At 71.6% G+C, this 26,583-nt stretch carries 22 protein-coding genes; 15 read left to right on the forward strand and 7 right to left on the reverse strand.

All coding sequences use genetic code 11. The features are described from left to right. Positions 1–28 precede the first annotated feature (28 nt). The 4 genes from upp to mobA all read left to right on the forward strand — a co-directional run bounded on the left by upp (position 29) and on the right by mobA (position 4,990). Complete coding sequence (gene upp, locus CTJ15_RS10070; RefSeq protein ID WP_019461151.1) at positions 29–670, forward strand: uracil phosphoribosyltransferase; 642 nt, start codon at positions 29–31, stop codon at positions 668–670. A 362-nt stretch (positions 671–1,032) separates the two neighbouring features. Next, positions 1,033–2,904: an adenine deaminase gene (locus CTJ15_RS10075; protein WP_099781541.1), complete on the forward strand. Its 1,872-nt coding sequence runs from the start codon at positions 1,033–1,035 to the stop codon at positions 2,902–2,904. A gap of 43 nt (positions 2,905–2,947) precedes the next feature. Then, positions 2,948–4,333, forward strand: coding sequence for an NCS2 family permease (locus CTJ15_RS10080; RefSeq protein WP_099782133.1), 1,386 nt, complete (start codon positions 2,948–2,950; stop codon positions 4,331–4,333). A 48-nt stretch (positions 4,334–4,381) separates the two neighbouring features. Next, complete coding sequence (gene mobA, locus CTJ15_RS10085) at positions 4,382–4,990, forward strand: molybdenum cofactor guanylyltransferase MobA (RefSeq protein WP_076970498.1); 609 nt, start codon at positions 4,382–4,384, stop codon at positions 4,988–4,990. A 433-nt stretch (positions 4,991–5,423) separates the two neighbouring features. Here mobA and glp read toward each other — a convergent pair whose 3' ends face one another. Both glp and mobB read right to left on the reverse strand, forming a co-directional pair. After that, the gene (gene glp, locus CTJ15_RS10090; protein ID WP_099781542.1) at positions 5,424–6,668 is read right to left on the reverse strand and encodes a gephyrin-like molybdotransferase Glp; all 1,245 of its coding nucleotides are present in this window, start codon (positions 6,666–6,668) and stop codon (positions 5,424–5,426) included. Further along, positions 6,656–7,168: a molybdopterin-guanine dinucleotide biosynthesis protein B gene (mobB, locus tag CTJ15_RS10095; RefSeq protein WP_099781543.1), complete on the reverse strand. Its 513-nt coding sequence runs from the start codon at positions 7,166–7,168 to the stop codon at positions 6,656–6,658. The genes glp and mobB overlap by 13 nt, the downstream gene beginning before the upstream one ends. 194 nt (positions 7,169–7,362) lie before the next feature. Here mobB and CTJ15_RS10100 point away from each other — a divergent pair, with 194 nt between their 5' ends. Then, a complete protein-coding gene (locus tag CTJ15_RS10100; protein WP_083755608.1) occupies positions 7,363–8,367 on the forward strand; it encodes an NADP-dependent oxidoreductase in 1,005 nt (334 codons plus the stop codon). Between the two features lie 68 nt (positions 8,368–8,435). Here the strand turns inward: CTJ15_RS10100 and CTJ15_RS10105 are convergent, their stop codons facing one another. Then, positions 8,436–9,773 (reverse strand): dicarboxylate/amino acid:cation symporter, encoded by a 1,338-nt coding sequence (locus CTJ15_RS10105; protein WP_075823069.1) that lies wholly within the window; start codon positions 9,771–9,773, stop codon positions 8,436–8,438. Between the two features lie 296 nt (positions 9,774–10,069). Between CTJ15_RS10105 and CTJ15_RS10110 the strand changes: the two genes are divergently transcribed. From CTJ15_RS10110 to CTJ15_RS10135, 6 genes are all read left to right on the forward strand, one after another. Next, positions 10,070–11,944, forward strand: a complete 1,875-nt coding sequence (locus CTJ15_RS10110) for an ATP-binding protein (RefSeq protein ID WP_099781544.1) — start codon at positions 10,070–10,072, stop codon at positions 11,942–11,944. Continuing rightward, entirely contained in the window at positions 11,941–13,269 is a 1,329-nt protein-coding gene (locus CTJ15_RS10115; protein WP_058389432.1) for a sigma-54 dependent transcriptional regulator, read from the forward strand. The genes CTJ15_RS10110 and CTJ15_RS10115 overlap by 4 nt, the downstream gene beginning before the upstream one ends. A gap of 103 nt (positions 13,270–13,372) precedes the next feature. Further along, a complete protein-coding gene (locus CTJ15_RS10120) occupies positions 13,373–14,311 on the forward strand; it encodes a 2-hydroxyacid dehydrogenase (protein WP_099781545.1) in 939 nt (312 codons plus the stop codon). 119 nt (positions 14,312–14,430) lie between these two features. After that, entirely contained in the window at positions 14,431–15,870 is a 1,440-nt protein-coding gene (locus tag CTJ15_RS10125) for a M20 family metallopeptidase (RefSeq protein ID WP_058389430.1), read from the forward strand. A 164-nt stretch (positions 15,871–16,034) separates the two neighbouring features. After that, positions 16,035–17,612, forward strand: coding sequence for an ABC transporter substrate-binding protein (locus CTJ15_RS10130; RefSeq protein WP_226946103.1), 1,578 nt, complete (start codon positions 16,035–16,037; stop codon positions 17,610–17,612). Between the two features lie 182 nt (positions 17,613–17,794). Next, positions 17,795–18,817, forward strand: a complete 1,023-nt coding sequence (locus CTJ15_RS10135) for an SDR family oxidoreductase (protein WP_099781547.1) — start codon at positions 17,795–17,797, stop codon at positions 18,815–18,817. A gap of 51 nt (positions 18,818–18,868) precedes the next feature. Here CTJ15_RS10135 and CTJ15_RS10140 read toward each other — a convergent pair whose 3' ends face one another. From CTJ15_RS10140 to pdxH, 3 genes are all read right to left on the reverse strand, one after another. After that, entirely contained in the window at positions 18,869–19,744 is an 876-nt protein-coding gene (locus CTJ15_RS10140) for a universal stress protein (protein WP_026033191.1), read from the reverse strand. 213 nt (positions 19,745–19,957) lie between these two features. Beyond that, positions 19,958–21,448: a bifunctional aminoglycoside phosphotransferase/ATP-binding protein gene (locus CTJ15_RS10145; RefSeq protein WP_075822124.1), complete on the reverse strand. Its 1,491-nt coding sequence runs from the start codon at positions 21,446–21,448 to the stop codon at positions 19,958–19,960. After that, positions 21,445–22,047: a pyridoxamine 5'-phosphate oxidase gene (pdxH, locus tag CTJ15_RS10150; RefSeq protein WP_075822123.1), complete on the reverse strand. Its 603-nt coding sequence runs from the start codon at positions 22,045–22,047 to the stop codon at positions 21,445–21,447. Before pdxH ends, CTJ15_RS10145 begins: the two co-directional genes overlap by 4 nt. A gap of 102 nt (positions 22,048–22,149) precedes the next feature. Here pdxH and fabI point away from each other — a divergent pair, with 102 nt between their 5' ends. The 4 genes from fabI (at position 22,150) to CTJ15_RS24340 (ending at position 25,730) form a co-directional block, all read left to right on the forward strand. Then, positions 22,150–22,992 (forward strand): enoyl-ACP reductase FabI, encoded by an 843-nt coding sequence (fabI, locus tag CTJ15_RS10155; protein ID WP_058389425.1) that lies wholly within the window; start codon positions 22,150–22,152, stop codon positions 22,990–22,992. A 34-nt stretch (positions 22,993–23,026) separates the two neighbouring features. Continuing rightward, positions 23,027–24,133, forward strand: coding sequence for a chorismate synthase (gene aroC / locus CTJ15_RS10160; RefSeq protein ID WP_099781548.1), 1,107 nt, complete (start codon positions 23,027–23,029; stop codon positions 24,131–24,133). A gap of 79 nt (positions 24,134–24,212) precedes the next feature. Next, positions 24,213–25,415: a hypothetical protein gene (locus CTJ15_RS10165; protein WP_019461448.1), complete on the forward strand. Its 1,203-nt coding sequence runs from the start codon at positions 24,213–24,215 to the stop codon at positions 25,413–25,415. Positions 25,416–25,541: 126 nt separating this feature from the next. After that, positions 25,542–25,730: a hypothetical protein gene (locus tag CTJ15_RS24340; protein WP_019461447.1), complete on the forward strand. Its 189-nt coding sequence runs from the start codon at positions 25,542–25,544 to the stop codon at positions 25,728–25,730. 55 nt (positions 25,731–25,785) lie between these two features. Here CTJ15_RS24340 and CTJ15_RS10175 read toward each other — a convergent pair whose 3' ends face one another. Then, entirely contained in the window at positions 25,786–26,505 is a 720-nt protein-coding gene (locus CTJ15_RS10175) for a TlyA family RNA methyltransferase (RefSeq protein ID WP_058389434.1), read from the reverse strand. Positions 26,506–26,583 lie beyond the last annotated feature (78 nt).

The raw sequence follows: 26,583 nt of genomic DNA on the forward strand, positions 1-26,583 counted from the left end.
CCGCCGAGACGAAGAAGGTCCCGACACCATGTCCGCCGCCCATCCGACACTGAAGGTGATCGACCACCCCCTGGTGCAGCACAAGCTGACGCTGATGCGGCGCAAGGAGACCTCGACCGGCGAGTTCCGCCGCCTGGCGCGCGAGATCAGCCTGCTGATGGCCTATGAGGTCACGCGCGACCTGCCGCTGGAGACCACCAGCATCGAGACGCCGCTGGAGGTGATGGAGGCGCCCATCCTCTCGGGCAAGAAGCTCTGCTTCGTGTCCATCCTGCGCGCCGGCGACGGGCTGCTGCAGGGGATGCTGGACCTCGTCCCCTCCGCCCGCGTCGGCCATGTCGGCCTGTACCGCGACCCGCAGACCCTGGTGCCGGTGGAATACTACCTGAAGCTGCCCGACGACATCGGCGCCCGGCAGGTGATCGCGGTGGACCCGATGTTGGCCACCGGCCATTCCGCCGCCGCCGCCGTGTCGCGCATCAAGCAGGCCGGTGCCTCGCAGGTGAGCTTCGCCTGCCTCCTCGCCGCGCCGGAAGGGCTGCGCGTCTTCGCCGAAGCGCATCCGGACGTGCCGGTCTTCACCGCCTCGCTGGACCGCGAGCTGAACGACCATGCCTATATCCTGCCCGGCCTGGGCGATGCGGGGGACCGGCTCTTCGGCACCAAGTGAGGCGCCGGCCGCGCCCCGGCGGATTGTCGGGGCACGGCGGAACCCCCTCCGGCGGGGTTTCTTCCGCTTCGGCTGTCGCCTCCGGTTGGACGGGGCCGGTTTCCCCCCGCTTCGGAGGCATTTTGCGGCAAGGTCGAAAAAGCCCAGGAAGTGCCTCGGCTCCGTCACATTTCCGGATGGTTATCCACAGAACCTTCCACGGATTTTGGGGATAACTGGGCGGTCCGGCCCGGCGCTCCACGGCGGGTGACGGGTGGCGGCGCCCCTGTACATGGCACTCGAATTGCAAGATTTTCCGCGAGCCCGGTGGCCGGGGGAGCCAGACCCGCGCCGCCGCCATCCCCCAGCCCGCCGGATCTGCCATGACCCCTGCCCGTCTTCCCGACGACCTGCTGATCGATGCCGCGAGCGAGGTGAGCATCCGCCAGGAGCTGACACTGGTGGCCCTGGGCCGGCGCCCGGCGGACCGGGTGCTGCGGGTCGGACGGCTGCTGGACGTGCATACCCGGAGCTGGATGGAGGATGCGGAGATCGTCATCCGCGGCCGCCGCATCGCCTATGTCGGCCCCGCCGGCTCCTGGCCCGGCGAGGCCGGGGAGCGCGTCCATGAGCCGGACCTCGCCGCGGTGCCTGGCTTCGGCGAGGTGCATAAGCATATCGAGAGCTCCCACCTGACGCCGGAGTGGGAGGCGGCGCTGGTGCTGCCGCGCGGCAATACCTGGACCTGCGAGGCCAGCCACGAGTTCTCCAACGTGGACGGGCCGCACAACCTGGAATTCTGGCTCACGGCCCGGCGCCAGGGGTCGCCGCTGAAGATCTTCCCCCTGCCCGGCTCCGCCGTGCCGCCCACCGCCTATGAATGGGGCGGCGGCTGGTTCGGCCATGACGAGCAGCAGGGCTTCCTGCGCGAGAGCCTGATGGTGGCCGGGCTGGACGAGGTGATGGACTGGCCCGCCGTCTGGAACCCGGAGAACCCGTCCTACAAGCGGCTCTGGGGCATGATCCAGGCGACCTTCGCCCAGCGCGGCGTGGTGGAGGGCCATGGCGCGGGGCTGCGGGAGCTGCCGGAGATCAACGCCTTCGCCGCCGCCGGCCTCGCCTCCGACCATGAGGCCTGGTCGCCGGAGGAGGTGTGGGAGAAGCTCCGCCACGGCATCTTCACCGAGATCCGCCCCTATTCCATGGACCAGGTGATCCCCTGGCTGCTGGACAAGGGCCTCGCAGACTGGTCGCAGGTCGCCTTCACCACCGACGACCGCAGCGCCTCGGACACGATCCGGCTGGGCGCCACGGACCACAATGCCCGCACCGCGATACGCCTGGGCCTCGCCTCGGAAACCGCGATCCAGTGCGTCACGCTGAACCCGACGCGGCACATGCGCCTGACCCCCTGGGTGGGCAGCCTCGCGCCCGGCCGCTTCGCCGACGTGGTGCTGCTGCGCGATGTCGCGGCGCTGGAGATCGCGAAGGTCTGGGCCGATGGACAGCCGGTGAGCGAGGGCACGCGCTACACCGGGCCGGTGCCGCGCATCGCATGGCCGGAATGGGCGACGCGGACGGTGAACATCCGGCGCGAGATGACAGCCGAGGATTTCCGCATCGCCGCCACGCCGGGACGCGCGGCGATGCAGGCGGCGCTGCTGCGCCCCTTCCACTGGAATGACGGCTTCATCACCATGGAGCTGCCGGTCGCGGATGGCGCCGTGCAGCGCGACGCCGCGCGCCACGTCACGAAATTCGCCATCGTGGACCGTTTCTCCGGCGAGGGGCGCACGGCGAGGATGTTCTGGCTCGGCTGCGGACCGGCCACGCCCGGCACGGCGCTCGCCTGCTCGGTCGCGCATGACAAGCACAACATCTGGGTCGTGGGTTCCTGCGACGAGGCCATGGCGAAGGCGGTGAACGCGCTGCGCGAGACGGGCGGCGGCTGGGCCCTGGTGCGGGAGGGCGCGCTGGTTGCCACCGTGCGCTACGAGGTCGGCGGGCTGATGAGCTGCCGCCCGGCGGAGGCGCTGAACGCGGAGATGCAGCACCTCTATGACGAGGGCGCGAAGGTGGAGTGGATGTACGAGCCCACCTTCCACCCCCGCTGGTTCCCTGGTTTCCCGGAACGCCTGATCTTCGCCACCCTCACCTGCGCGCCCTGGCGCTGGGTACTCGTGGCCCCCTGCGAGCAGGCGCCGCTGGGCTTCGTCAACGTGCAGACCGGCGAGACGCATCCGGTGGTCTGGTAGGAGGGGGTTCTCCACATGAGCAATGCAAGATGAGCAATGCAAGATGAGTAATGCAAGCCTGGGCGCGGGGGCGCCCATCGGCGAGGCACGGCCGAAAGGCGCGCTCGACCGCTTCTTCAAGCTGAGCGAACGCGGCAGTTCCGTGCCGCAGGAGGCGATCGCCGGCCTCACCACCTTCGCCGCCATGGCCTATATCATCGCGGTGAACCCGGCGATCATGTCGCAGGCCGGCATGGACCGCGGCGACCTGGTGATCGCCACCGCGCTGGCCGCCATCTTCGGCAGCGTGATGATGGGGCTGACGGCGAACCTGCCGCTCGCCGTGGCGCCGGCGATGGGGTCCAACGTTGTCTTCACCTTCATCCTGGTGAAGGGGATGGGCGTGCCCTGGCAGGGCGCGCTCGCCATGGTCTGCTTCACCGGCGTGATCTTCCTGCTGCTCAGCCTGACGAAGCTGCGCGAGAAGGTGGCGAAGGACGTGCCTGAGGTGCTGAAGGTCGGCATCAGCGCGGCGGTCGGCGCCTATATCGTCTTCATCGCCCTGCGCGGCGCGGGCTTCGTGGTGGCCAATCCCGGCACCTTCATCGCCATGGGCTCGCTGCGCGAACCCGCGGTTCTGCTGACCCTGGCCGGCATCCTGGTCACGCCGATGCTGGTGGCGCGGCAGGTTCCCGGCGCGCTGATCCTGTCCATTGCCGTGCTGACCGTCATCGGCTGCTTCGTGCCGCTGCCGAACGGCACGGCGATCACCAAGGCGCCTTCCGCCTTTCTGGCGCTGCCGCACTGGCCGTCCAACACCTTCGGCCAGCTCGACTTCTCCTACATGTTCCAGAACTTCATCGTGGTGCTGCCGATCCTCTTCTACTTCGTCTGCGCCGAGTTCTTCTCGACGCTGGCGACGGTGATCGGCGTCACGGGGGCGGCGAACCTGCGCCGGCCGGACGGGTCCATCCCCAATGCCACGGCGGCCTTCTCCACGGATGCGACGGCGACGATCGTGGGGCCGATCCTCGGCACCTCCGTGGTCACGGCCTATATCGAATCCGTCACTGGCGTGCAGGCGGGCGGGCGCACCGGACTCACCTCCATCACCGTGGCGGCGCTGTTCTTCCTGGCGCTGTTCGTCTGGCCGGTCTTCACCGTGATCCCGCCGCAGGCCACGGCCCCGGCGCTGGTGGTGGTCGGCGTGCTGATGCTGCAGGGGCTGACGCGGATCGACCTGGGCCAGCTCACCAATGCCGTGCCGGTGGCGCTGACGCTGCTGCTGACGGTGCTGACCAACAACCTGATCAACGGCATGGCGATCGGCACGCTGAGCTATATCCTGCTGTTCCTGGCGCTCGGCCGGGCGCGGGAGATCAGCGGCGTGGTCTGGGGTCTGGGCGTGGTGTTCATCGCCTATATCGCGGTGATGACGCGGCTGAGCTGACGGCGGGGCGTCCGGCCAAGGGGGCGGGGGCCAAGGGGGCGGGGGACCATGCGGGATGACACGGCGGGGCTCGTCCTGGCGGGCGGGCTGGCGCGGCGGATGGGCGGCGGCGACAAGGTGCTGCGGCCGCTTGGCGGGCGGGCCATGCTGGACCATGTGCTGGCCTCCCTCCGGCCTCAGGTCGCGGCCTGCCTGCTGAACGCGAACGGCGATCCGGCGCGCTTCGGCGCCTGGGGCCTGCCCGTGGCTGCGGATGGCGTGCCGGACTTCCCCGGGCCATTGGCGGGTGTCCTGGCGGGCATGGACTGGGTGGCGGAACACCGGCCGGACCTGCCGTGGCTGGTGTCCCTGCCGGGCGACAACCCCTTCGCGCCGCCCGATCTCGTCGCGCGCCTGCATATCGCGCGGGAGGCCGCCGGGACCCCCATCGCCTGCGCGGCCTCCGGCCCGCACCGCCATCCGCCTGTGGCGCTGTGGCCCGTCGCGCTGCGCGGAGAGCTCCGGAGCAGCCTTCTGGCGGGGGAAAGGCGGGTCGGGGCCTGGGCCGCGCGCTGGGGCTGCGCCCTGGCCACCTGGGAGGCGGGGCCCGGCGATCCGTTCTTCAATGCTAATACGCCGGAGGAACTGGCGGAGGCCGAGCGGCGCATCCTGGGGTGAGGCGGCCCCGGGGGCGGGCCTCCGAATGGTGGGCCGTGCCGGGCCGTGGGCGTGGCCTTTGGACGCATGGGGCTCCGGCAGGGTTTTCGGGGGCTGGGCGGAGGCAAGGGTGACTGGGCCGTCGCTATCCGGGAGGCCAGGGTCTTTCACTTCCGTGCCGTTTTAGGGTTTTGGTGTTTTAGGTTTTTAGTCCTTTATCTGTCGGGATGGGGACCATGGCTTCGCTTTGCGTGGTGAATGGGTGCCATTGAGGCCTTGCCTTGCGGGGCCACAGTATCGAGGCGGGAGGTGCGCGGAGGGTGCGGGCCTTCCGTGGCACCGGGAGCCGGTGCTGTCGGGCAGGCGGAACCCAGGCGGTGACTTTATTCCTATAGCGTGGCGCGGGCGGAGAAGCAAGAGGCACTCCATGGACCGGCGTGGTCCATGGCCCGTGTCAGAACAGCCCGGCGAAGGGCAGCACCAGGATGCGGTCGCCCGGCGCGACATCGCCCATGTCTTCCGGCAGCTCGGCGAAGGCGTCGCTTTGCAGCAGCGAGGCGATCTGCCCCGCCCCTGCCCGCCCCGGCTTGCGGGCCACCGGACCGTCCGGCCCCGCCTCCACCGCCACGCGCAGGTATTCCCGCCGCCCCGGCAGCTTGCGGTGGCTGAAGCCGGCGCGCAGCTCGAAACGCGGCAGCGGCTTCGGCGCGGCCCCGGCGAGGTGCAGGGCCAGGGGACGCGCGAGGTGCAGGAAGCCGAGCAGCGCGGCGACCGGATTGCCCGGCAGGCCCATGACGGGGCGGCCCTCCACCACCCCCATCGCCAGGGGACGCCCCGGCTTCACCGCCAGCCGCCAGAAGGCGAGGCTCCCCGTTGCCTCCATGGCCCGGCGGACATGGTCCTCCTCGCCCGTGCTCACGCCGCCGGATGTCAGTAACATGTCATGCGAAAGCGCAGCCTCGCGCAGCGCTGCCTCGGTCTCCCCGCGCCGGTCGGGCAGCAGGCCGAGATCCACCGCCTCCACCGGCAGGTTCGCCAGCAGGGACAGCAGCATGAAGCGGTTGCTGTCATGCGCCTGGGCCGGGCCGAGCCGCCCGCCGGGCGCCACCAGCTCGCTGCCCGTGCTGAAGACGCCCAGGCGCGGGCGGCGCGTCACGGGAAGGGCCGCCAGGCCCAGCGCCGCCGCCAGGGCGATCTCGGGGGCCGCGACCAGCCGCCCCTTCGGCAGGGCCAGGGCGCCCGTCGGCAGGTCCTCCCCGGCGTGGCGGATATTGGCCCCGGGCGGCAGGCCCGGTGGCAGGAAGACCCGCCCCGTCCCGGCCCTGGCATCCTCCTGCATCATCACCGTATCCGCGCCGGGCGGCAGCGGCGCGCCCGTCAGGATGCGGACGGCGTGGCCCGGCGGCAGGGGGGCCGCCGCGTCGCCCGCCGCCACCCGGCCGGCCAGCGGCAGCCAGCCGCCTTCCGGCCCCAGATCGGCCCCGGCGAAGGCATAGCCGTCCATGGCGCTGTTGCCGAAGGGCGGCAGGTCGATGGGCGCGGCGATGTCCTCCGCCAGCACCCGCCCGCGCGCGGCCAGCAACGGGACGGCCTCGGCCCCGCCCGCCAGGGGCGGCAGGCGGGCGATCAGCGCCTCCGCCTCCGCCAGCGTCAGCGAGCCGTCGCCGCTGGCGAAGCAGTCGTTGCTCAGCCGGGCCAAGGGGCGGCGAATTCCAGCACGAGGTCGGCCACGCGCTCGATCTCGTCCAGCCCGGCATGGGGCAGGCCGCCCGGCGGCGGCGCGTCGGAGACCACGGCGCGGATGGCCGGGTCTTCCGGATGCAGCCAGGGGCGGCCGTTGGCGGCGCGGAAGACCTCCAGCTTCGGGTGGAGGTCGCGCTTGAAGCCCTCGACCACCACGAGGTCCACCGGCGACAGGCGGGACAGGAGGAAGGCCAGGCCGGGTTCCGGGGCGTCGCGCAGCTCGGTCATCAGCGCCCAGCGGCGGGCCGAGGAGACCAGCACCTGCCGCGCCCCGGCCATCCGGTGGCTGTGGCTGTCCTTGCCCGGCTGGTCCACGTCGAAATCGTGGTGCGCGTGCTTGAGCGTCGAGACGGAGACGCCCCGCGCGTTCAGGCTGGGGATCAGGCGGGTCAGCAGGGTGGTCTTGCCGGCGCCGCTCCAGCCCGCCAGCCCGATGATTCGCCTGGGTCCGCTCATGCCTGTGTTCCGTCCTGTTGCCGCCCTTGTCCCGCTGGCGGGCCCGCATCGCTACCCGATGTGGGGCCGGGCCGGAAGCGTGCCCACCCCCGCCATCTCCCCCTCCACCCATGGGACATACCGCCCCATCTTGCCGCCGGGGGCGGACGATCCCGCAACCGGGCGGGTCCGGCCCCGAAGACACAATGGAGTGTATGCGCATCATGACCGAGACGAACCCGCTGATCCGTCTGGCCCGGCGCCCCACCGGCATCCCCACCACGGAAGACCTGGTCTACGAGGAAGCGCCGGTCCCGCAGCCCGCCCCGGGCGAGGTGCTTGTGCGCAACCGCTTCCTGTCGCTCGACCCCTATATGCGCGGCCGGATGAACGACACGAAATCCTATGCCCCGCCGGTCGCGCTGGGCGCGGTGATGGAGGGGCAGAGCGTCGGGCAGGTCGTGTCCGGCCCTGGCTTCGAGCCCGGCACCTGGGTCCTGGGCGGCAGGGGCTGGCAGCACTACTGCTCCGTGCCGCCGCACCTGCTGGTGCCGGTGGATGCGGAGGCCGCCCCGCCTTCCGCTTATCTGGGTGTGCTGGGCATGCCCGGCACGACCGCCTGGGTGGGCTGCACCGAGATCGCGCCGGTCAAGCCGGGCGAGACCTTCGTGGTCGCGGCAGCCTCCGGCGCGGTGGGCGCCGTGGCCGGACAGATCGCGCGGCGCATGGGCGCGCGGGTCGTGGGCATCGCCGGGGGCGCGGAGAAATGCGCCTATGTGCGGGACGAGCTCGGCTTCGATGCCTGCGTCGATCACCGGGGCGAGGATCTTCCGGCCGCGCTGGCGGAAGCCTGCCCGCGCGGGATCGACGTCTATTTCGAGAATGTCGGGGGCGCCGTGCAGCGGGCGGTCTGGCCTCTGCTGAACCCCTTCGCCCGCGTGGCCATGTGCGGCATGGTCGCGGAATACAATGACGGCACCCCCGCCCCCGGCCCGAACCTGATGAGCGCGGTGCGGAACAAGCTCAGCATCCGCGGCTTCATCGTGGGCGATCATCCGCGGCAGTTTCCCGTCTGGCGCGAGACCGGGGCGCGCTGGCTGCGCGAGGGGGTGCTGACGTACCGCGAGGATGTGGTGCACGGGCTGCGCAACGCGCCCGGGGCCTTCGCGGGCCTGCTGTCGGGGAAGAACTTCGGCAAGCTGGTGGTGGCGCTGGACTGACGGCGCCAGACGGAAACGGGGCGCCCTGGCGGGCGCCCCGTTCCATTCTTCCGGATGCGGCCCGGCCCCTACTCGGCGGCCGGCACCGGGGCGGCGAGGACCACCTTCTCCTCGGCCTGGCCGGACAGGGCGGCGTTCAGCTTCGCGCGGTCCAGCTCGCCTTCCCAGCGCGCCACCACGACCGTCGCCACCGCGTTGCCGACGAAGTTGGTCAAGGCGCGGCACTCGGACATGAAGCGGTCGATGCCCAGGATCAGCGCCATGCCGGCGACCGGCACGGAGGGCACCACGGAAAGCGTCGCGGCCAGGGTGATGAAGCCCGCGCCGGTGATGCCGGCCGCGCCCTTGGAGGAGAGCATGGCCACCAGCAGCAGCAGGATCTGGTCCCAGATGCTGAGGTCGATGCCCACGGCCTGGGCGATGAAGAGCGCCGCCATGGTCATGTAGATGTTCGTGCCGTCGAGGTTGAAGGAATAGCCCGTCGGCACCACCAGCCCGACCACGGACTTGGCGCAGCCGGCCTTCTCCATCTTCTCCATCAGGGCGGGCAGCGCGGCCTCGGAGGAGGAGGTGCCCAGCACCAGCAGCAGTTCCTCCTTGATGTAGCGGATCAGCGCCAGGATGGAGAAGCCGTTGTAGCGGGCGACCGCGCCCAGCACGACCAGCACGAAGAGCAGCGAGGTCAGGTAGAAGGTGGCGATCAGCATCGCCAGGTTGGCGATGGAGCCGATGCCGTAGCGGCCGATGGTGAAGGCCATGGCGCCGAAGGCGCCGATCGGGGCGGCCTTCATCAGGATCGCCACCAGCTTGAAGATGCCGGCGGAGAGCGAGTTCAGCACGTTCATCAGCGGATCGGCCTTCTCCCCCACCAGGGAGAGCGCGATGCCGAGCAGCACGGAGAAGAACAGCACCTGCAGGATGTCGCCGGATTCGAAGGCGCTGACCGGCGTGTTCGGGATGATGTTCATCAGGAAGCCGGTGATGCTCGTCTCATGCGCCTTGGCGGCGTAGCCGGCCACGGCCTTGGGATCGAGCGAGGCCGGGTCGATGTTCAGCCCCGCGCCCGGCCGGATCACGTTGGCCACGATCATGCCGATGATCAGCGCCATGGTGGAGAAGGTGATGAAGTAGAGCATCGCCTTGCCGGCGACGCGCCCGACCTTGCCCATGTCGCGCATGCCGGCGATGCCGGTCACCACGGTCAGGAAGATCACCGGGGCGATGATCATCTTCACCAGCTTGATGAAGGCATCGCCGAGCGGCTTCATCTCCTGGGCGAAGGACGGGTAGAAATGACCGAGCAGGATGCCGACGGTGATCGCGAAGAGCACCTGCACGTAGAGCTGCTGGTAGAGCTTCTTCGGCTTGCGTGGCACGGCCACGGCGGTGGGTTGGACAATGGCCATTGGATGCTTCTCGCCCCTGTGCTGGGCCGCGTCCTCTGCGGGGCGCGGCGTTCCGGTTTCCGACGTCACGCCGGATGCCGGCGTTCACGGGGCCTACGGCAAGGGCCGTGCCAGGAGACGCGCGGGAGGATAGGCGATGCTAACCCCTTCATCTTCTATAAGATATTTCATGCCGCAATGCAGCATCGGCGGCAGGGCGATGCGGTTCTCCACACAGTCCCGGACGCGGTAGTGCGGATTTCCACACAGCCCGGCGCCGGATGAGAGAATCCCTCCCCGGCCCCGCACGGCAGCCCGTGAGGCGGCGCTCCCGGTGGCACCTCCGGTGGCGCCGCATCGCCTGGCTGCTGCTGCCGCTGCTGCTCCTTCTCCTGCTGGACCGGGTGGCCGATGGCCTCGCCACCCGCATCGCCCTGTCCGACCTGCGGACCAGCGCCCGGGCCGAGGCGGAGCTGCGCATGGCCCTGCTGCGCAGCGAGATCGACAAGCAGCGCAGCCTGCCGGTGGTGCTGGCCAGCGACCCGGACCTGCGGCGGGCCCTGGAAACCCGCGACCCCGCCCTGCTGGGCGCGCTGAACGCCAAGCTGGAGTCGCTCAGCGGAAGCACGGGCGCCGGGGTGATCTACGCGCTCGACGCACAGGGCATGACCCTGGCGGCGAGCAACTGGCGGCAGGAGGACAGCTTCGTCGGCAACGACTACAGCTTCCGGCCCTATGCCCGGCTTTCCATGGAACGGGGCTCGGCCGAGCATTTCGCCCTGGGCACCGCCAGCCACCAGCCGGGCCTCTACCTCGCCCGCCGGATCGACGCGCCGCCCTTCCCTGGCACCGCCGGTCCCCGGACGCTCGGCGTCATCGTGGTGAAGACGCTGTTCGACCGCGTGGAGGAGGGCTGGCGGCCGCTGCACCAGCCGGTGCTGGTCACCGACCGGGCGGGCGTCGTGCTGGTCACCAGCGAGCCGGCCTGGCGCTTCCGCGCCATCGTGCCGCTTCCGGAGGAGGAGCGCCGGCGCATCCGCGAGAGCCTGCAGTTCGGCGACGCGCCGCTGGCGCCGCTGGCGCCGCTGCCGCTGCCGGATGCCGGCTCGCCGGGGGCGGAGGCTCCTGTTCGCCTGCGCCTGCCCGGCGCCGCGACGGAAAGCTTCCTCCTCACCCGCGTCCCGGTGCCCAGCACGGACTGGACCCTGCACCTGCTGACTCCGACCCGGGTGCCGGTGGAGCTGGCCACCGCCGCGGCGCGGCTGTTGACGCTGCTGGCGGGGCTGCTGGCGCTGCTCCTCGCCTGGCTGACGCTGCGCCGCCGCCGCCGCCTGGGGCTGGACATGGCGCGGCAGCGGCGGCAGCGGGAGGAGCTGGAGGCCGAGGTCCGCCTCCGCACCGCCGAGCTGGAGCGGGCCAATGCCAGCCTGCGGGCGGAGGGCGAGGAGCGGCAGCGCGCCGAGGCCGCCATCCACCGGCTGCGCGACGATCTGGTGCAGGCCAACAAGCTGGCCATCCTGGGGCAGATCACCGCCAGCGTGGCGCATGAGATCAACCAGCCGGTGGCGGCGATCCGCTCCTTCGCCGACAATGCGCGGCTCTTCCTGGAACGGGGCGACGCCGCCTCGGCCACTCGCGGCCTCGGCACCATCGCCGGGCTGACCGAGCGGATCGGCGCCATCACCGGGGGGCTGCGCGGCTTCGCCCGCAAGGCCGGGGGCAGCCTGGAAAGCGTGCCGGTGCGGGCGGCGGCGGAGGCGGCGCTGCTGCTGCTGGGCCACCGGCTGCGCCAGGATGCCGTCGCGGTGGTTCTGGACGTGCCGGAGGAGCTTTGCGTGCGCGCCGAGCGGGTGCGGCTGGAGCAGGTGCTGGTGAACCTCGTGCAGAACGCGGTCGAGGCCCTGGACGGGAGGCCGGGCGGGCGCATCCGGCTGGAGGCGCGGCGGGTGCCCGGCCCGGCCCCCGGCCGGGTCCGCGTCGCCGTGTCCGACAACGGGCCGGGGCTGGCGCCGGAGGTGGCGCGGTCCTTGTTCATGCCCTTCACCACCACGAAATCGGAGGGGCTGGGGCTGGGCCTCGTGATCTGCCGGGACATCGTGAGCGATTTCGGCGGGACGCTGGAGGCGGAGCCCCCTTGCGGGCCGGAGCCCGGCGGAAGCCTTTTCGTGATCACCCTGGAGCAAGCCGCTTGACCGACCTCGCCTTCGTGGATGACGACCCCTTCCTGCGCGAGGCCAATCTCCAGAGCGCCGCCCTGGCGGGGCTGGAGGCCCACGGCTTCGCCTCGGCCGAGGAGGCGCTGGCGGCGATCGGGGAGGATTTCCCGGGCGTCGTGGTCACCGACCTGCGGATGCCGGGGATGGACGGCACCGAGCTGTTCCGCCGCCTGCGCCGGCTGGACCCGGACCTGCCGGTGATCCTGATCACCGGCCATGGTGATATCGCCATGGCGGTCGCCGCGATCCGGGAGGGAGCCTACCACTTCCTGGCCAAGCCCTATCCGGCCGAGGAGCTGATGGGCGCGGTGCGGCATGCGCTGGAGAAGCGGCGGCTGGTGCTGGAGAACCGCCGCCTCGCCCGGGCCGTGGCGGCGGCCGAGGAGGACAGCCCGCTGCTGGGCAACACGCCGGAGATGGTGCGGCTGCGCAAGGTGCTGCGGCAGATCGCCGATGCCCAGGTGGACGTGCTGATCGAGGGTGAGACCGGCACCGGCAAGGACGTGGTGGCCAATGCGCTGCACCGCATGAGCCGCCGCGCCGCGCGGCCCTTCGTGGCGCTGAACTGCGGCGCCCTGCCGGAAACGGTGATCGAGAGCGAGCTGTTCGGCCACGAGCCCGGCGCCTTCACCGGCGCGCAGAAGCGCCGGGTCGGGCGGATCGAGCATGCGGATGGCGGCACGCTCTTCCTCGACGAGATCGAGGCCATGCCGCTGGCCTTGCAGGTCAAGCTGCTGCGGGTGCTGGAAACGCGGGAGATCGCGCCGCTCGGCACCAACGAGATCCGCCGGCTGGACCTGCGCGTGGTGGCGGCCACCAAGACGAACCTGCTGGAGCTTTCCCGGCGCGGCGGGTTCCGCGAGGACCTGTACTACCGCCTGCATGTGGTGACGGTGCATCTCCCCGCCCTGCGGCAGCGGCGGGACGACATTCCCCTGCTCTTCGCGCATTTCCTGCGCCGCGCGGCGGAACGCTTCGGCCTGCCGGTGCCCGAGATGACCCCGGCCCTGCGCCGCCACCTGATGGAGCATGACTGGCCCGGCAATGTGCGCGAACTGACGCATCATGCCGAGCGCGTGGCGCTGGGCCTGTCGGAGGAGGCCGCCCCGCCAGGCGAGGCGCGGGCGAGCCTGCCGGAACGGGTGGATGCCTATGAGGCCATGGTGATCCGCGACGCGCTGCGGGAACATGATGGCGACGTGCGCGCCACGGTCGAGGCGCTCGGCATCCCGCGGAAGACCTTCTACGACAAGCTGCGGCGCCACGACATCGACCAGCGCGCCTACCGGCTGCGGGAATAGGGCGACGCCAGGGGGGACGGCGCCGGAAACGTCATGCCACGCCGCGCCGGAGGGGCCTAGGATGGCCTGTGCCGGGACACGCCCCTGAGCCGCGGAGCCGCCATTGACCATTCCCGTCCTGCTTGCCATCGACATCGCGCCCGAGAACCTGGCGCGCCTGCGGGACGCGGGCTTCGAGCCCGTCCAGGCCGCCGGCCGCGCCCCCTTGCCCGAGGGCCGGGCCGCGGCGATCCGTGCCGTGCTGACCAACGGCTCCACCGGCTTCTCCGCCGCGCAGATCGCCGCCCTGCCCGCGCTGGAGATCGTCTGCGCCCTGGGCGCCGGCCATGAGAAGATCGACCTCGCCGCCGCTGCGGCGCGCGGCATCGCGGTCACCAACGGCGCGGGCACCAATGACGTGGCCGTCGCGGACCATGCGATGCTGCTGCTGCTCGCCATCGCGCGCGGGGTGGTCCAGGCGGATGCCGCGGCGCGGCGCGGGGAATGGGCCGGCGCGCGGCAGCTCCGCCCGTCGGTCAGCGGCAAGCGGCTGGGCCTGCTCGGCCTGGGCCATATCGGGCAGCGCATCGCCGACCGCGCCGCCGGCGGCTTCGGCATGGAGGTCGCCTATCACAGCCGGAGGGTGCGGGAGGGCTCCCCCTTCCGGCACGAGCCGGACCTCGGCGCCCTGGCGGCCTGGTGCGACTTCCTGGTGGTCGCCGCGCCGGGCGGGGCGGAGACGCGCCATCTCGTGGATGCGGCGGTGCTGCGGGCGCTCGGGACCGAGGGGTTCCTCGTGAACATCGCGCGCGGCAGCGTGGTGGATACCGGGGCGCTGATCGAGGCCCTGGAGCAGGACCGCATCGCCGGGGCGGGCCTCGATGTGGTGGAGGGCAAGCCGGACAACATCCCCGCCCGGCTGACCCGCCTGGAGAACGTGATCCTGACCCCGCACATCGCGGGCCGCTCGCCCGAGGCCGTGCGGGCGACGGTGCGGCTGGTGATCGACAACCTGCGGGCCCATTTTTCCGGGCAGCCCCTGCTGACGCCGGTTTCCGCCTGAAACCGGCGGCGGGCGAGGAAAAATCCTCCCCGCCGGCGGACTTCCGGAGGCGGGAATGCTACAGCCCGGCCCGAGTTCCCGATGCCGGCCCCGGGGCCGGCGAGACCTGAGGAGAGAGCATGCGCAACGATCCGATCTCCCTCGACCGGCTCTCCGCCGAGGTCGAGGCCAAGAGCCCCGCCTTCACCGCCGTGGCCGACCGGATCTGGGGCCATGCCGAGCTGCGCTTCCAGGAACACCGGTCGATCGAGGAGCAGATCGCGCTGCTGGAGGCCGAGGGATTCCGCGTCACCCGCAATGTCGGCGGCATCCCGACAGCCTTCATGGCCGAGGCCGGGTCCGGCGGCCCGGTGCTGGGCTTCCTGGGCGAGTTCGATGCCCTGGCCGGGCTGAGCCAGGAGGCGGGCGTCGCCGAGCCGAAGCCCGTCGCCCCGGGCGCCACGGGCCATGGCTGCGGCCACAACCTGCTCGGCGCGGGGGCCATGCTGGCCGCGGTGGCGGCGCGCGACGCCCTGGCCGCCAACGACCTGTCCGGCACGGTGCGCTACTATGGCTGCCCTGGCGAGGAAGGCGGCTCCGGCAAGACCTTCATGGCGCGCGAGGGCGCCTTCGACGACCTCGACGCGGCCGTCTCATGGCATCCGGGCGTGGTGAGCAGCGTGATGTCTTCCCGCTCGCTGGCCAATTTCCAGGTCTATTTCCGCTTCCACGGCCGCGCCTCGCACGCGGCGGGCTCGCCCTGGCTGGGCCGCTCCGCGCTCGATGCGGTGGAGCTGATGAATGTCGGCGTGAACTACCTGCGCGAGCACATGCCGCTGGACTGCCGTGTGCATTACGCCATCACCAACAGCGGCGGCGTCTCGCCCAACGTGGTGCAGGCGGAGGCCGAGGTGCTCTACCTGATCCGCGGCCCGCGCGTGAAGGAGGCGCAGGCCCTGTTCGAGCGGGTGAAGGCCTGCGCCGAGGGCGCCGCGACCATGACCGGCACCCGCATGACCATGGAGATCGACAAGGCCTGCTCCGACACCATCCCGAACACGGCGCTGGAGATGCGGATGCATGAAAACCTGCTCCGCCTCGGCGCGCCGGCCTTCGACGAGGCGGACCGCCGCTTCGCCGCCGAGCTGCGCCGCTCGCTGAGCGAGGAGGACATCGCCGACAGCATCGGGGCTGTGGGAGCGCCTGAGGAGGTGGGCGCGCAGGTGCTGCACGAGGGCGTGCTGCCCTTCGACGGCCGCTCGCGCGCCGGCAACGGCTCCACCGATGTGGGCGATGTCAGCCAGATCGTGCCGGTCGTGCAGTGCTGGGGCGCCACCTGGGCCGTGGGCACGCCCTTCCACACCTGGCAGGCGGTGGCGCAGGGCAAGAGCCCGCATGCGCACAAGGGCATGGTGCAGGCGGCCAAGGCCATGGCGGCCACGGCGCTCGACGCCTTCCGCGACCCGGAGCTGCTGGCCCGCGCCAAGGCGGAGCTGCGCGAGCGGACGGGCGGCAGGCCCTATGCCTGCCCGATCCCCGGCGAGGTGCTGCCGCCGCCGCTGCGCCAGCAGCGCGGCTGAACCGCGCGCCGCCGTTCACGCGGCGTCAACCATGGGCGTGCCAGGGGGAGCCATGAACCGCCCGCCCGGCACGGCCCCTCGCCCCGGAGCCCCGTCGCTTCCGGGGCCCAGAGCCGCCCGCAGCGGCCGGACCGGACACGCCAGACACACGGATGGAGACCACCATGCTGAAACGAGTCCTTCTCGGCGGGATCGCCGCGCTCTCGCTCACCCTCGCCACGGCGGAGGCGGGCGCGCAGGAGCTGACCATGGGCGTGGGGGCGCAGGTCACCTCGATGGACCCGCACTACCACAACCTCACGCCCAATTCGGGCGTGGCCGGGATGGTCTTCGGCACGCTGGTCGCCACGGATGCCAATGTGCGCCCGCGGCCCGGCCTCGCCCTGTCCTGGCGCCCGGTGGACGAGACGACCTGGGAGTTCAAGCTGCGCCCCGGCGTGAAGTTCCATAACGGACAGGATTTCACGGCGGAGGACGTGGCCTTCACCATCGCCCGCGTGCCGACGGTGCCGAATTCGCCTTCGTCCTTCGCGCAGTATGTCCGGGCCATCAAGCGCGTCGAGATCGTCGATCCGCTGACCGTCCGCTTCCACACGGAGGCGCCCTATCCGCTGCTGCCGACCGACCTCGTGAACGTCATGATGCTGGACCGCCAGACGCATGAGGGCGCGACGACCGAGGACTTCAACAGCGGCAAGGCGGCGATCGGCACCGGCCCCTTCCGCCTCGTCTCCTACCGCAGCGGCGACCGCATCGAGCTGGAGCGCAACGACGCCTACTGGGGCGACAAGCCGCACTGGTCCAAGGTGCACTACCGCATGATCACCAGCGACGCCGCCCGCACCGCGGCGCTGCTGGCGGGCGATGTGGACGTGATCGACCAGGTGCCGACCAGCGACCTGAAGCGGCTGCGCGACGACAAGCGGATCAATGTCGAGGAGACGGTCGGGCTGCGGCTGATCTATCTCGCGATGGACCAGGGCAACGAGGGCGATTCGCCCTTCGTCACCGGGCCGGACGGGCAGAAGCTTGGCCGCAACCCGCTGCGCGACGCGCGGGTGCGCCAGGCGCTGTCGATCGCCATCGACCGGCAGGCCATCGCGGCGCGGGTGATGGAGGATGCGACGGTTCCCACCGGGCAGGTCATGGCGGAGGGCACCACCGGCTACGTGCCCGACCTGCCGGCGCCCAAGGCCGATCCGGAGGCGGCGAGGAAGCTGCTGGCCGAGGCGGGCTATCCGCAGGGGTTCCGCATCACCATCCACGGCCCCAACGACCGCTACATGAACGATGCGCGGATCATCCAGGCGGTCGGGCAGATGTGGACGCGCATCGGCGTGCGGACCCAGGTCGACGCGCAGCCCTTCACCGCCTTCATCGCGCGTGCCAGCCGTGGCGACACCAGCGTCCACCTGATGGGCCTGGCGGCGACCAGCGGCGAGGCCTCCACCATGCTGCGCGCCCTGCTGGCGACGCAGGACAAGGAACTGGGCACCGGCGCCTCCAACCGCGGGCACTACTCCAACCCTGCCTTCGATACGAAGCTGAACGAGGCCATGCGGACCCTCGACGACGCGAAGCGGGAGGCGATCCTGCAGGAGGCGACGCGGATGGCGATGGCGGATACGGGGCTGATCCCGATCCACATCCAGAAGAACGCCTGGGCGCTGCGGCACGGCCTGAGCATCGACGCCCGCGCGGACGAGTACACGCGGGCCCAGGACGTGCGTCCGGCGGACTGAGCCGCCCTTGCCGGGTGGGGGTGTGCCGGGTGCCATCCCGGCAGGCCCTCGCCGGGCTGTGACACCGCTACAAGACACCGGCCTCCTCCGGCGAGCGTTTCGTGGATGCGAGGAGCGTGGCGCTGGTGGGACAACCATGGGGCGCGGCGTCCTCCATCCGCGATACGGACAGGAGAACCGCCATGGACCAGGACGAGAGCAGCGCCTCCCGCCGCCGGCTGATGCAGGGAACCGCCGCGGGGCTGGCGGCGATGGCGGTGCCGGGCCTCGCCGCCACGGCGCAGGCCCAGGGCGCCAACCCGCAGGCCTCCCCCGGCGCCGCGCCGAGGCTGGAGGACCCGCGCGCCGCCTATCCCGCCCCGCCTTTCCAGCCGCAGTCGCAGCCCTGGCCGGGGCTGGCCAGCCGCATGAACCCGCCGCCCGACCATGGGGAGAAGAGCTATCGTGGCAGCGGCCGCCTCGCCGGGCGCAAGGCGCTGGTCACGGGCGGCGATTCCGGCATCGGCCGCGCCGCCGTCATCGCCTTCGCGCGAGAGGGCGCGGATGTCGCCATCAGCTACCTGCCGGCGGAGGAGGAGGATGCGCAGCAGGTGGCGGCCCTGGTCCGCGAGGCCGGGCGCAAGGTGGTGCTCCTGCCCGGCGATATCCGCGACGCGGGCTTCTGCCGCAAGCTGGTGCAGGACGCGGTCGATGGGCTGGGCGGGCTGGACATCCTGGTCAACAACGCTGCCCGGCAGCACCATCACGACTCCATCCTCGACCTCAGCGAGGAGGATTTCGACTGGACGGTGCGGACCAACATCTACGCGATGTTCTGGATCACCAAGGCGGCGGTCCCGCACCTGAAGCCCGGCTCCGCCATCGTGAACACCAGCTCGGTCAATGCCTACCAGCCGAGCGAGATCCTGCTCGACTACGCCATGACCAAGGCGGCGATCATGAACTTCTCCAAGGGGCTGGCGAAGCAGCTCGCGAAGCGCGGCATCCGCGTGAACGCCGTGGCGCCCGGCCCCTTCTGGACCCCGCTGCAGGTCGCGGGTGGCCAGACCGAGGAGAACCTGAAGAACTTCGGCGCCCAGACCCCGCTGGGGCGCCCCGGCCAGCCCGCCGAGATCGCGCCGATCTACGTGCAGCTCGCCGCGGCGGATGGCAGCTACATCACCGGGCAGGTCTTCGGGGCCTCGGGCGGCGCCGGGATGCCTTGACGGGTGGCTCGGGGAGGCGCGTGGTCTTTCCCACTGCCTCCCCGCGCGTCCTCAGCGGCACATCAGGACGGGAATGTCCGCGTTCTCCAGCACGTGCCGCGTCACGCCGCCGAGGATGAGCTGCCGCAGCCGGGAATGGCTGTAGGCGCCCATGCAGAGCAGGTCGGCCCTGAACTCCTTGGCGGCGGACAGCAGCCCGGCGCCGATGTCCTTGCTCACCGGCTGGAACTCCTTGGCCTCGGCCTCGATGCCGTGCCAGCGGAGGTAGGAGAGGATGCCGTCCACCGAAGGGCCGCGCCGCTGGTAGCCGGTGGCGTAGAGGATCTGGATCGCCGAGGCATGGTGCAGCCAGGGCAGCGCGGCGGCGATGGCCGCGGCGCTTTCCGCCGTGCCGTTCCAGGCGCAGCAGGCGCGTGTGCCGATGGTTTCGGGCGGCAGGCGCGGCGCGATCAGCACGGGCCGCCCGCTGTCGAAGAGCACGGCGTGCAGCGCGTCGGAGGAGGAGACATCCTCCCCGGCCTCCGGATGCGGCACGATCGCCAGGTCGTAGAGGCGCGACTGCTGGGCGACGAGGTCCTCCTCGCGCCCCGCCACGCTCTCGAAGGACAGGGTCGCCGCATTCGCCTTGTTGGCGGTGGCGGCGTTGGTGGCGATCTGCACGTCCTTGCTCGCCACGAAGCGGTCGAAGAGCGCCCGCACGCGATGGGCGCGGTCGCCGCTCTCGCGCTCGGTGGCGGCCATCATCTCCTCGATCATCGCCCCGGAGAGCCCTTCGCCGGCCAGCGGCGCCACGTCGCGCGCATCGACGCGGACATGCAGGCAATGGACGTGGCTGTGCCAGATCCGCGCCATCATCAGCGCCGTCTGGAGGGCGGCTTCTCCCGCGGCCGTACCGGTCAGGGGGAGAAGGATTCGGCGGTAAGCCATGGAACTTCTTCCTATAGGCCCGGTCCGGCGCGGCGGGTCAGGGCTGCTCCCTGAAGCGCCGCACGGACCGGAGGGTGGGCCTCGGCCCGGATTGTCCCGCCGCGAAGGCCGCGGGGCAAGTCGCGCGAGCGGGATGCCATCACGAAGCGGGACGTGGATGCAACCGGCCGTCGTTCAGGACCGTCGTTCAGGACCGTCGTTCAGGGCCGTCGTTCAGGCAGGTTGCAGCCGCGCCAGGAGGGCCGTGGCCGCCGCGACCGGATCGCCATCCGCCCGCACCGCTTCCCAGGTGAGCGGGCCGGGATCGCGGCGCGTACTGGCCTCCAGCACGGCGAGGTCGGCATCCGAGGCATCGTGGCGCCGCGCGGCGATGCGGTCGCGCAGCACCGTCATGGGCGCCTCCAGCCAGAGGCCCAGGAAGGGGCAGCCGGCCTCCCGCGCCAAGGCCTCGATTCCCGCGCGCTGCGCCGGATCGAGGAAGGTGGCGTCGGCGATCACCGAATGGCCGCCGGTCAGGGCCTCGCGCGCTTCCCGCAGGAAGGCGGCATAGGTTTCCGCCTTGCGCGCCGGGGTATAGGCTTCGGGCGGCAGGCGGGTTTCCGGCTCCACCCCGGCGAGGCGCTTGCGGATCTCGTCGCTGCGCAGCACCGCCGCGCCGGGCGCCACGCCGATCCCGGGTGCCAGGGCGCGGGCCAGCCAGGACTTGCCGGTGCCGGGCAGCCCGCCGATGGCCAGCAGGACGGGCGGGGCGGGTTCCAGGTAGCCCCGTGCCGCGCGCAGGTAGGGCAGCCCGTCCGTGCCGGCCAGGACCTCGCAATACGACCGCACCATGGCGCGCAGGGAGAGCCAGGGCGCCAGCCCGCCCAGCAGCCCGGCATCCCCGGTGCGGCCGAGATAGCGCGACAGGGTCCGGTTGGCCGCCGCCCGGCTGGCGCGCCGGTCCAGGTCCATCAGCAGAAAGGCGAGGTCGTAGCCGGTGTCCACCGTGGCCAGCGCCTCGTCGAACTCCAGCGCATCGAAGGCCACGGGCCGGCCCATGGGCCCGCTGGGCCAGAGCACGAGGTTGCCGAGATGCAAGTCGCCATGGCACCGCCGCACATGCCCGGCGGCGGCGCGGGCGTTGAGCAGCCCCCGCCGCGTCGCGAAGGCCGCCCCGAGATCGCCGGCCAACCGCTCCACCTCCGGCATCGGCAGACCCGCCCGGCGGCAGGACTCGACGGCGCCCGCGAGGACGCGCTGCATCGCCGCCTCCGAGTCCAGTCCCTCGATCACGGGCTGCGTGGCGTGCAGCGCCGCCACCGTGTCGCCCAGAGCATCCGCCAGGGTGCCGTCCACGCCGTGGCGGGCCGCGATCAGGTTCAGGAAGCCGTCGGCGGGCAGGGTCGCCATCTCCAGCACCCAGTCCACCGCCTCTCCGTCGCCATCCAGGCGGAGCGGCCCGCCGGGGGCGCGGGTGATGGCATGCACGGCGTGGTAGATGCCGGGCGCGGCGGGGGCGTTGATCTCCAGCTCCCGCCGGCAGAAGCGCTCCCGCGCCTCCAGCCCGGTGAAGTCGAGGAAGCTCAGCGCCACGGCCTTCTTCAGCTTCAGTGTGCGCTCCGCCCCGACATAGATGGCGGAGATATGCGTCTCCAGCGGCGCGGCTGCCCCGGTCAGCCGGGACAGCAGGGCGCCGGTCTCGCGCTGCTCCGGCGGCAGGCTCACGGGTAGAGGCGCTGCCGTTCCCACCCCTCGCCGGCCCGGATGAAGACCACCCGGTCATGCAGGCGGTAGGGCGCGTCCTGCCAGAACTCGATGCTGTCGGGGATCAGGCGGAAGCCGCCCCAGTGTTCCGGGCGGGGCACCTCCTCATCGGGGAAGCGCTGTTCCGCCTCCCGCAGCCGCGCCTCCAGCTCGGCCCGGTCGGACAGCGGCTCCGACTGGCGCGAGGCCCAGGCGCCGAGGCGGGAGATCCGGGCGCGGGAGGCGTAATAGGCATCGGATTCCGCCGGGGTGGCGTGCTCGACGCGGCCCTCCACCCGCACCTGCCGGTGCAGGCTCTTCCAGTGGAAGCAGAGGGCGGCGCAGGGGTTGGCGTCCAGTTCCCGCCCCTTGCGGCCCGTGTAGTGCGAATGGAACATGAATCCCCCCGCATCCACGCTCTTCAGCAGCACGATCCGGGCCGAGGGGCGGCCATCCGCCCCCACCGTGGCGAGGCACATGGCGTTCGGGTCGTTGGGCTCGCTGGCCTCGGCCGCGCGCATCCATTCGCTGAACAGCGCGACGGGATCGGTGCTCAGGGTGAAGTCCGTATTGGCGTCCATGATCCCTTGCCCTCTTGCCGGGTCGTAAGGCATGTGCCACCCCTCCGGCCCCGCCGCAACATCACGGCCGGTCGCATGACCGGTGCCTCGGGACCACACCGCATGACCGACATCGCGCAAGAACACAATATTCCGACGGGCAACCTGATGGCGGGCAAGCGCGGCCTCGTCATGGGTGTCGCCAACGACCGCTCCATCGCCTGGGCCATCGCCCGTTCGGTGGCGGCCCAGGGCGGCGAACTCGCCTTCACCTATCAGGGGGAGGCGCTGGAGAAGCGTGTCCGCCCCCTGGCCACCAGCGTCGGCAGCGACCTGGTGATGCCCTGCGACGTGACCGACGACGCCTCGGTGGAGGCGGTGTTCCAGACGCTCGGCGAGCGCTGGGGCAAGCTGGACTTCCTGGTCCACGCCATCGGCTTCGCCAACAAGGAGTACCTGCGGGGCCGCTACATCGACACGCCGCGGGAGGCCTTCCTGCAGGCGATGGACATCTCCTGCTTCTCCTTCGTCTCCGTCGCGAAGCATGCGGCCGCGATGATGAACGAGGGCGGCTCGCTGCTGACGCTCACCTACCTGGGCGCCGAGCGGGTGATGCCCCACTACAACGTCATGGGCGTGGCCAAGGCGGCGCTGGAGGCCTCGGTGCGCTACATGGCCGCCGACCTGGGCGACCGCGGCATCCGCGTGAACGCGATCAGCGCCGGGCCGATCAAGACGCTCGCTGCCTCCGGCATCGGCGATTTCCGCTATATCCTGAAGTGGAACCAGTACAACGCGCCGATGCGGCGCAATGTCGGGCTGGAGGAGGTGGGCAATTCCGGCCTCTATTTCCTGTCCGGCCTTTCGACCGGCGTGACCGGCGAGGTCCACCACGTGGATTGCGGCTACCATACCGTCGGCATGAAGAACCCCGACGCCCCCGACATCACGGTGGAGAAGGGCTGACCGCCCTTTCCCGCATTCCAGGCGCCCTGCCCCCATGTCGCACAACAGCTTCGGCCACCTGTTCCGCGTGACCACCTGGGGGGAGAGCCACGGCCCCGCCATCGGCTGCGTCGTGGATGGCTGCCCGCCCGGCCTGCCGCTCGACGAGGCGGATATCCAGCCCTTCCTCGACAAGCGCCGCCCCGGCCAGTCGAAGCTGGTGACGCAGCGGCAGGAGCCCGACGAGGTCCGCATCCTGTCCGGCACCTTCGAGGGCCTGACCACCGGCACGCCGATCGCGCTGGAGATCACGAACCAGGACCAGCGATCCCGCGACTATGGCGAGATCGCCGACCGCTTCCGTCCGGGCCATGCCGACCTCGCCTACCACCTGAAATACGGGGTGCGCGACTATCGCGGCGGCGGCCGGTCCTCGGCGCGGGAGACCGCGATGCGGGTCGCCGCCGGGGCAGTGGCGCGCAGGGTGCTGGGGCCGGAGATCCGCATCCGCGGCGCCATGGTGGCGCTGGGCGGCGACGGGGTGGACCGCTCCACCTGGAACTGGGCCGAGGTGGAGCGCAACGCCCTCTTCTGCCCCGATGCCGGCGCCGCCGCGCGCTGGGAGGAGCGGCTGATGGCGATCCGCAAGGCCGGCAGCAGCATCGGCGCCGTCATCGAGGTGGTGGCGGAGGGCGTGCCGCCCGGCCTGGGCGCGCCGCTCTATGGCAAGCTGGACGCCGACCTCGCCGCCGCGCTGATGAGCATCAACGCGGTGAAGGGCGTCGAGATCGGCGAGGGCTTCGCCGCCGCCGCCCTGTCCGGCGAGGAGAACGCGGACGAGATGCGCATGGGGGCGGAGGGCGAGGTGCTCTTCTCCGCCAACCATGCCGGCGGCATCCTGGGCGGCATCTCCACCGGCCAGCCGGTCGTCGCGCGCTTCGCGGTGAAGCCCACCTCCTCCATCCTCCGGCCGCGCCGGGCGGTGGACCGTTTCGGGGCGGATGTGGAACTGGTCACCAAGGGCCGCCACGATCCCTGCGTCGGCATCCGCGCCGTGCCGGTGGGCGAGGCCATGATGGCCTGCGTGCTGGCCGACCACCTGCTGCGCCACCGCGCCCAGAACCCGGATGCCCCCACCCGCGCCCGCCTGCCGCGCAACTGAGCGCCTCACGAAGACGTTTGATTGACCGATCCCGAAACTCGGGATTTAGCGGCGGTGCGGTTTCGGAGGGTTGATCCGTATGGCGTATGCGGCAGGGTCTCATCACGCCATCAAGGACGCGTTCCTCGATCTCGCCGGCGAGGAGGCATGGCTTCAGCGCCTTTCCGACATCAGCGAGGCCTCCCGCCGCCGTTCCTTCAGCGCCCGTGCCCTGCAACAGCGCCATGCCCTCGAACTCGCCCTGGCCCGCATCTTCGGCGGCGAGGCCCAGGCCAGCCTGGGCCGGCCAGGCAGCGCCGCCACCGAGGCACGGGCGCTGGATTTCGCGCGGGAGGCGGTGGAGCTGGCCGCGACCCTGCCGCCCGGGCCGCGCGACCGGCTGCGCCACCTGCTCGCCGCCGGGCTGACGGGGCAGGCCAATCTCATCCCCCTCTTCCACATGCTGCGGGTGGCGAGCCTTCAGCGCTCGCGCGGCTTCATCGTGCATCATGCAGGCCTGATCGACGGCACGCCGCACGACCTGCTGATCCGGCGGGAGGAGGCGGAGGCGGAGATCGTCTGCGGGACGGCGCTCGCCGACGAGGGGCGCCCCCTGCACCACAGCGGCTGGTGCACGCTGGTGGACCGGGTGAATCCCGACCTGCACACCTGGCTCTCGGCGCATCCGGGCCGCTATGTCCTCAAGGTGACGCTGCCGGACGGCATCCAGGAGCCGGAGCACGTCGCCGAGCTGCACCGGCGTATCACCGCCCTCCTGTCCTCCCGCAAGCGCCACGATGCCGACCAGGCGGCGGTGCTGAAGCTCGATCCGCTGCTGGTCGCCGGGGCGCAGGCCGCGCTGCCCGCGGTGCTGCGCGCCCAGTTCGGCCCCGACACGCATCTCGCCATGGCCGGCGACCCCAGCGGCGGCAACATCCTGGTGATCGCCGCGCGGTCCGGGCGGGAGAACGGCATCGCCGCCGCCCTCTGCCGCCACGCCACCCTGGCAGCCTCCCGCCTCAGCGGCACGCGCCCCGGCATCCTGGCCATGTTCCTGGAGGACCTGAACCGGACGGAATGGCGCAGCCTGCGCGAGAGCCTGGAGCTGGAAGGGGCGGTCCGCCGCTTCCTCACCCAGCCCGCGGCGCGCCATGTGGTCGCGGTGAGCTGCGCCACCCGGATGGAGATGTTCGGCATGGTGCCGCCCGACGCGACTCCCGGTGGCGAGCTGCGCTTCCGCCACCCCTCGCATCCGCAGGGCCGCCTTTCGGCTTTGCTACCCTCGGTTGAGTCTTGCGGCTGATCCCGGCAGACCGCGCCGAATAGTGCGTTCCGGAAAACCTTGCGACTTTATGAATGTTGTTGTTGCAGGCCATTGCCCCGAGGGGCATTGTCGGCACGTTGCAGTGCAAAATTCGGGGAAGGTCGGATGACCGATAGCGAGCTCGAGAACGCACTCGAGGAGTTGGACCGTCTCATTAACGATCCGGAGATCAGAATGGATCCGGATCGCGTCTGGAATCTTCTTGCGCAGCTTCGTACGCAGAACCCTGCCGATGGCGCTGGCAGCCACGTCATGACTGCCACGCCGGCCGTTTCCGTCCAGACCACGGCCTGACGCCCCCGGGGAAGGCACGTCCCTCCCGGATCGATCCCGGCGGCAGGGCTCCGGTTCAGGAGCTCCCGTCCCGGCGGGCGGCGATCAGGAACTCCTTGTTCCCTTCGGGACCGGTGATCGGACTTTCCGTCACCCCGAGAACCGACCAGCCCTCCAGCCCCGTCCACCATTCCCGGATCATGTTGCAGACCCGGCGATGGACGTTCGGGTCGCGCACCACGCCGCCCTTGCCCACGGCATCCGGTCCCGCCTCGAACTGCGGCTTGATCAGCGCGGCGGCCCAGGCCCCGGGCGCCGCGAGGCCGAGCGCCGCCGGCAGGACGGTGCGCAGCCCGATGAAGGACGCGTCGCAGACCACGGCACCCAGGGGCTCCGGGACATGGGTGGCGTCGATGTAGCGGGCGTTCGTCCGCTCCATCACCACCACGCGCGGGTCCTGGCGCAGGCTCCAGGCGAGCTGGCCATGGCCGACATCCACGGCATAGACCTTCGCCGCCCCGTGCTTCAGCAGCACGTCGGTGAAGCCGCCGGTGGAGGCGCCGACATCAATGCAGGTGCGCCCGTCGGGCTTGAGGCCGAAATGGCCCAGGGCATGGGCCAGCTTGACGCCGCCGCGCGAGACCCAGGGGTGTTCCTGCCCCCGCACCTGGAGGGGCATGTCCGGCTTCACCGGCTGGCCCGGCTTGTCCACCCGTGCCTCGCCGGAAAAGACCTTGCCGGCCAGGATCAGCGCCTGGGCCCGGGTGCGGCTCTCGGCGAGGCCACGGTCCACCAGGGCCTGGTCGGCGCGGGTCTTGCCGGCGGCGGGGCCGGAAGGGGCGCGCGGGGCGGGCGCCCCGGCCTCCGCCTTCCG

It is taken from the genome of Roseomonas sp. FDAARGOS_362 (assembly GCF_002754815.1).
GTDB lineage: Bacteria > Pseudomonadota > Alphaproteobacteria > Acetobacterales > Acetobacteraceae > Roseomonas > Roseomonas mucosa.

Excerpts from the sequence above, each read along its gene's own strand:
- CTJ15_RS10105 (WP_075823069.1), bottom strand. The coding sequence starts at position 9,773 with ATGGCCATTGTCCAACCCACCGCCGTGGCCGTGCCACGCAAGCCGAAG.
- CTJ15_RS10135 (WP_099781547.1), top strand. The coding sequence starts at position 17,795 with ATGGACCAGGACGAGAGCAGCGCCTCCCGCCGCCGGCTGATGCAGGGA.
- CTJ15_RS10130 (WP_226946103.1), top strand. The coding sequence starts at position 16,035 with ATGCTGAAACGAGTCCTTCTCGGCGGGATCGCCGCGCTCTCGCTCACC.
- upp (WP_019461151.1), top strand. The coding sequence starts at position 29 with ATGTCCGCCGCCCATCCGACACTGAAGGTGATCGACCACCCCCTGGTG.
- aroC (WP_099781548.1), top strand. The coding sequence starts at position 23,027 with ATGTCGCACAACAGCTTCGGCCACCTGTTCCGCGTGACCACCTGGGGG.
- CTJ15_RS10075 (WP_099781541.1), top strand. The coding sequence starts at position 1,033 with ATGACCCCTGCCCGTCTTCCCGACGACCTGCTGATCGATGCCGCGAGC.
- CTJ15_RS10165 (WP_019461448.1), top strand. The coding sequence starts at position 24,213 with ATGGCGTATGCGGCAGGGTCTCATCACGCCATCAAGGACGCGTTCCTC.
- CTJ15_RS24340 (WP_019461447.1), top strand. The coding sequence starts at position 25,542 with ATGACCGATAGCGAGCTCGAGAACGCACTCGAGGAGTTGGACCGTCTC.
- CTJ15_RS10080 (WP_099782133.1), top strand. The coding sequence starts at position 2,948 with ATGAGTAATGCAAGCCTGGGCGCGGGGGCGCCCATCGGCGAGGCACGG.
- fabI (WP_058389425.1), top strand. The coding sequence starts at position 22,150 with ATGACCGACATCGCGCAAGAACACAATATTCCGACGGGCAACCTGATG.
- mobA (WP_076970498.1), top strand. The coding sequence starts at position 4,382 with ATGCGGGATGACACGGCGGGGCTCGTCCTGGCGGGCGGGCTGGCGCGG.
- CTJ15_RS10140 (WP_026033191.1), bottom strand. The coding sequence starts at position 19,744 with ATGGCTTACCGCCGAATCCTTCTCCCCCTGACCGGTACGGCCGCGGGA.
- pdxH (WP_075822123.1), bottom strand. The coding sequence starts at position 22,047 with ATGGACGCCAATACGGACTTCACCCTGAGCACCGATCCCGTCGCGCTG.
- CTJ15_RS10125 (WP_058389430.1), top strand. The coding sequence starts at position 14,431 with ATGCGCAACGATCCGATCTCCCTCGACCGGCTCTCCGCCGAGGTCGAG.
- mobB (WP_099781543.1), bottom strand. The coding sequence starts at position 7,168 with ATGAGCGGACCCAGGCGAATCATCGGGCTGGCGGGCTGGAGCGGCGCC.
- CTJ15_RS10100 (WP_083755608.1), top strand. The coding sequence starts at position 7,363 with ATGCGCATCATGACCGAGACGAACCCGCTGATCCGTCTGGCCCGGCGC.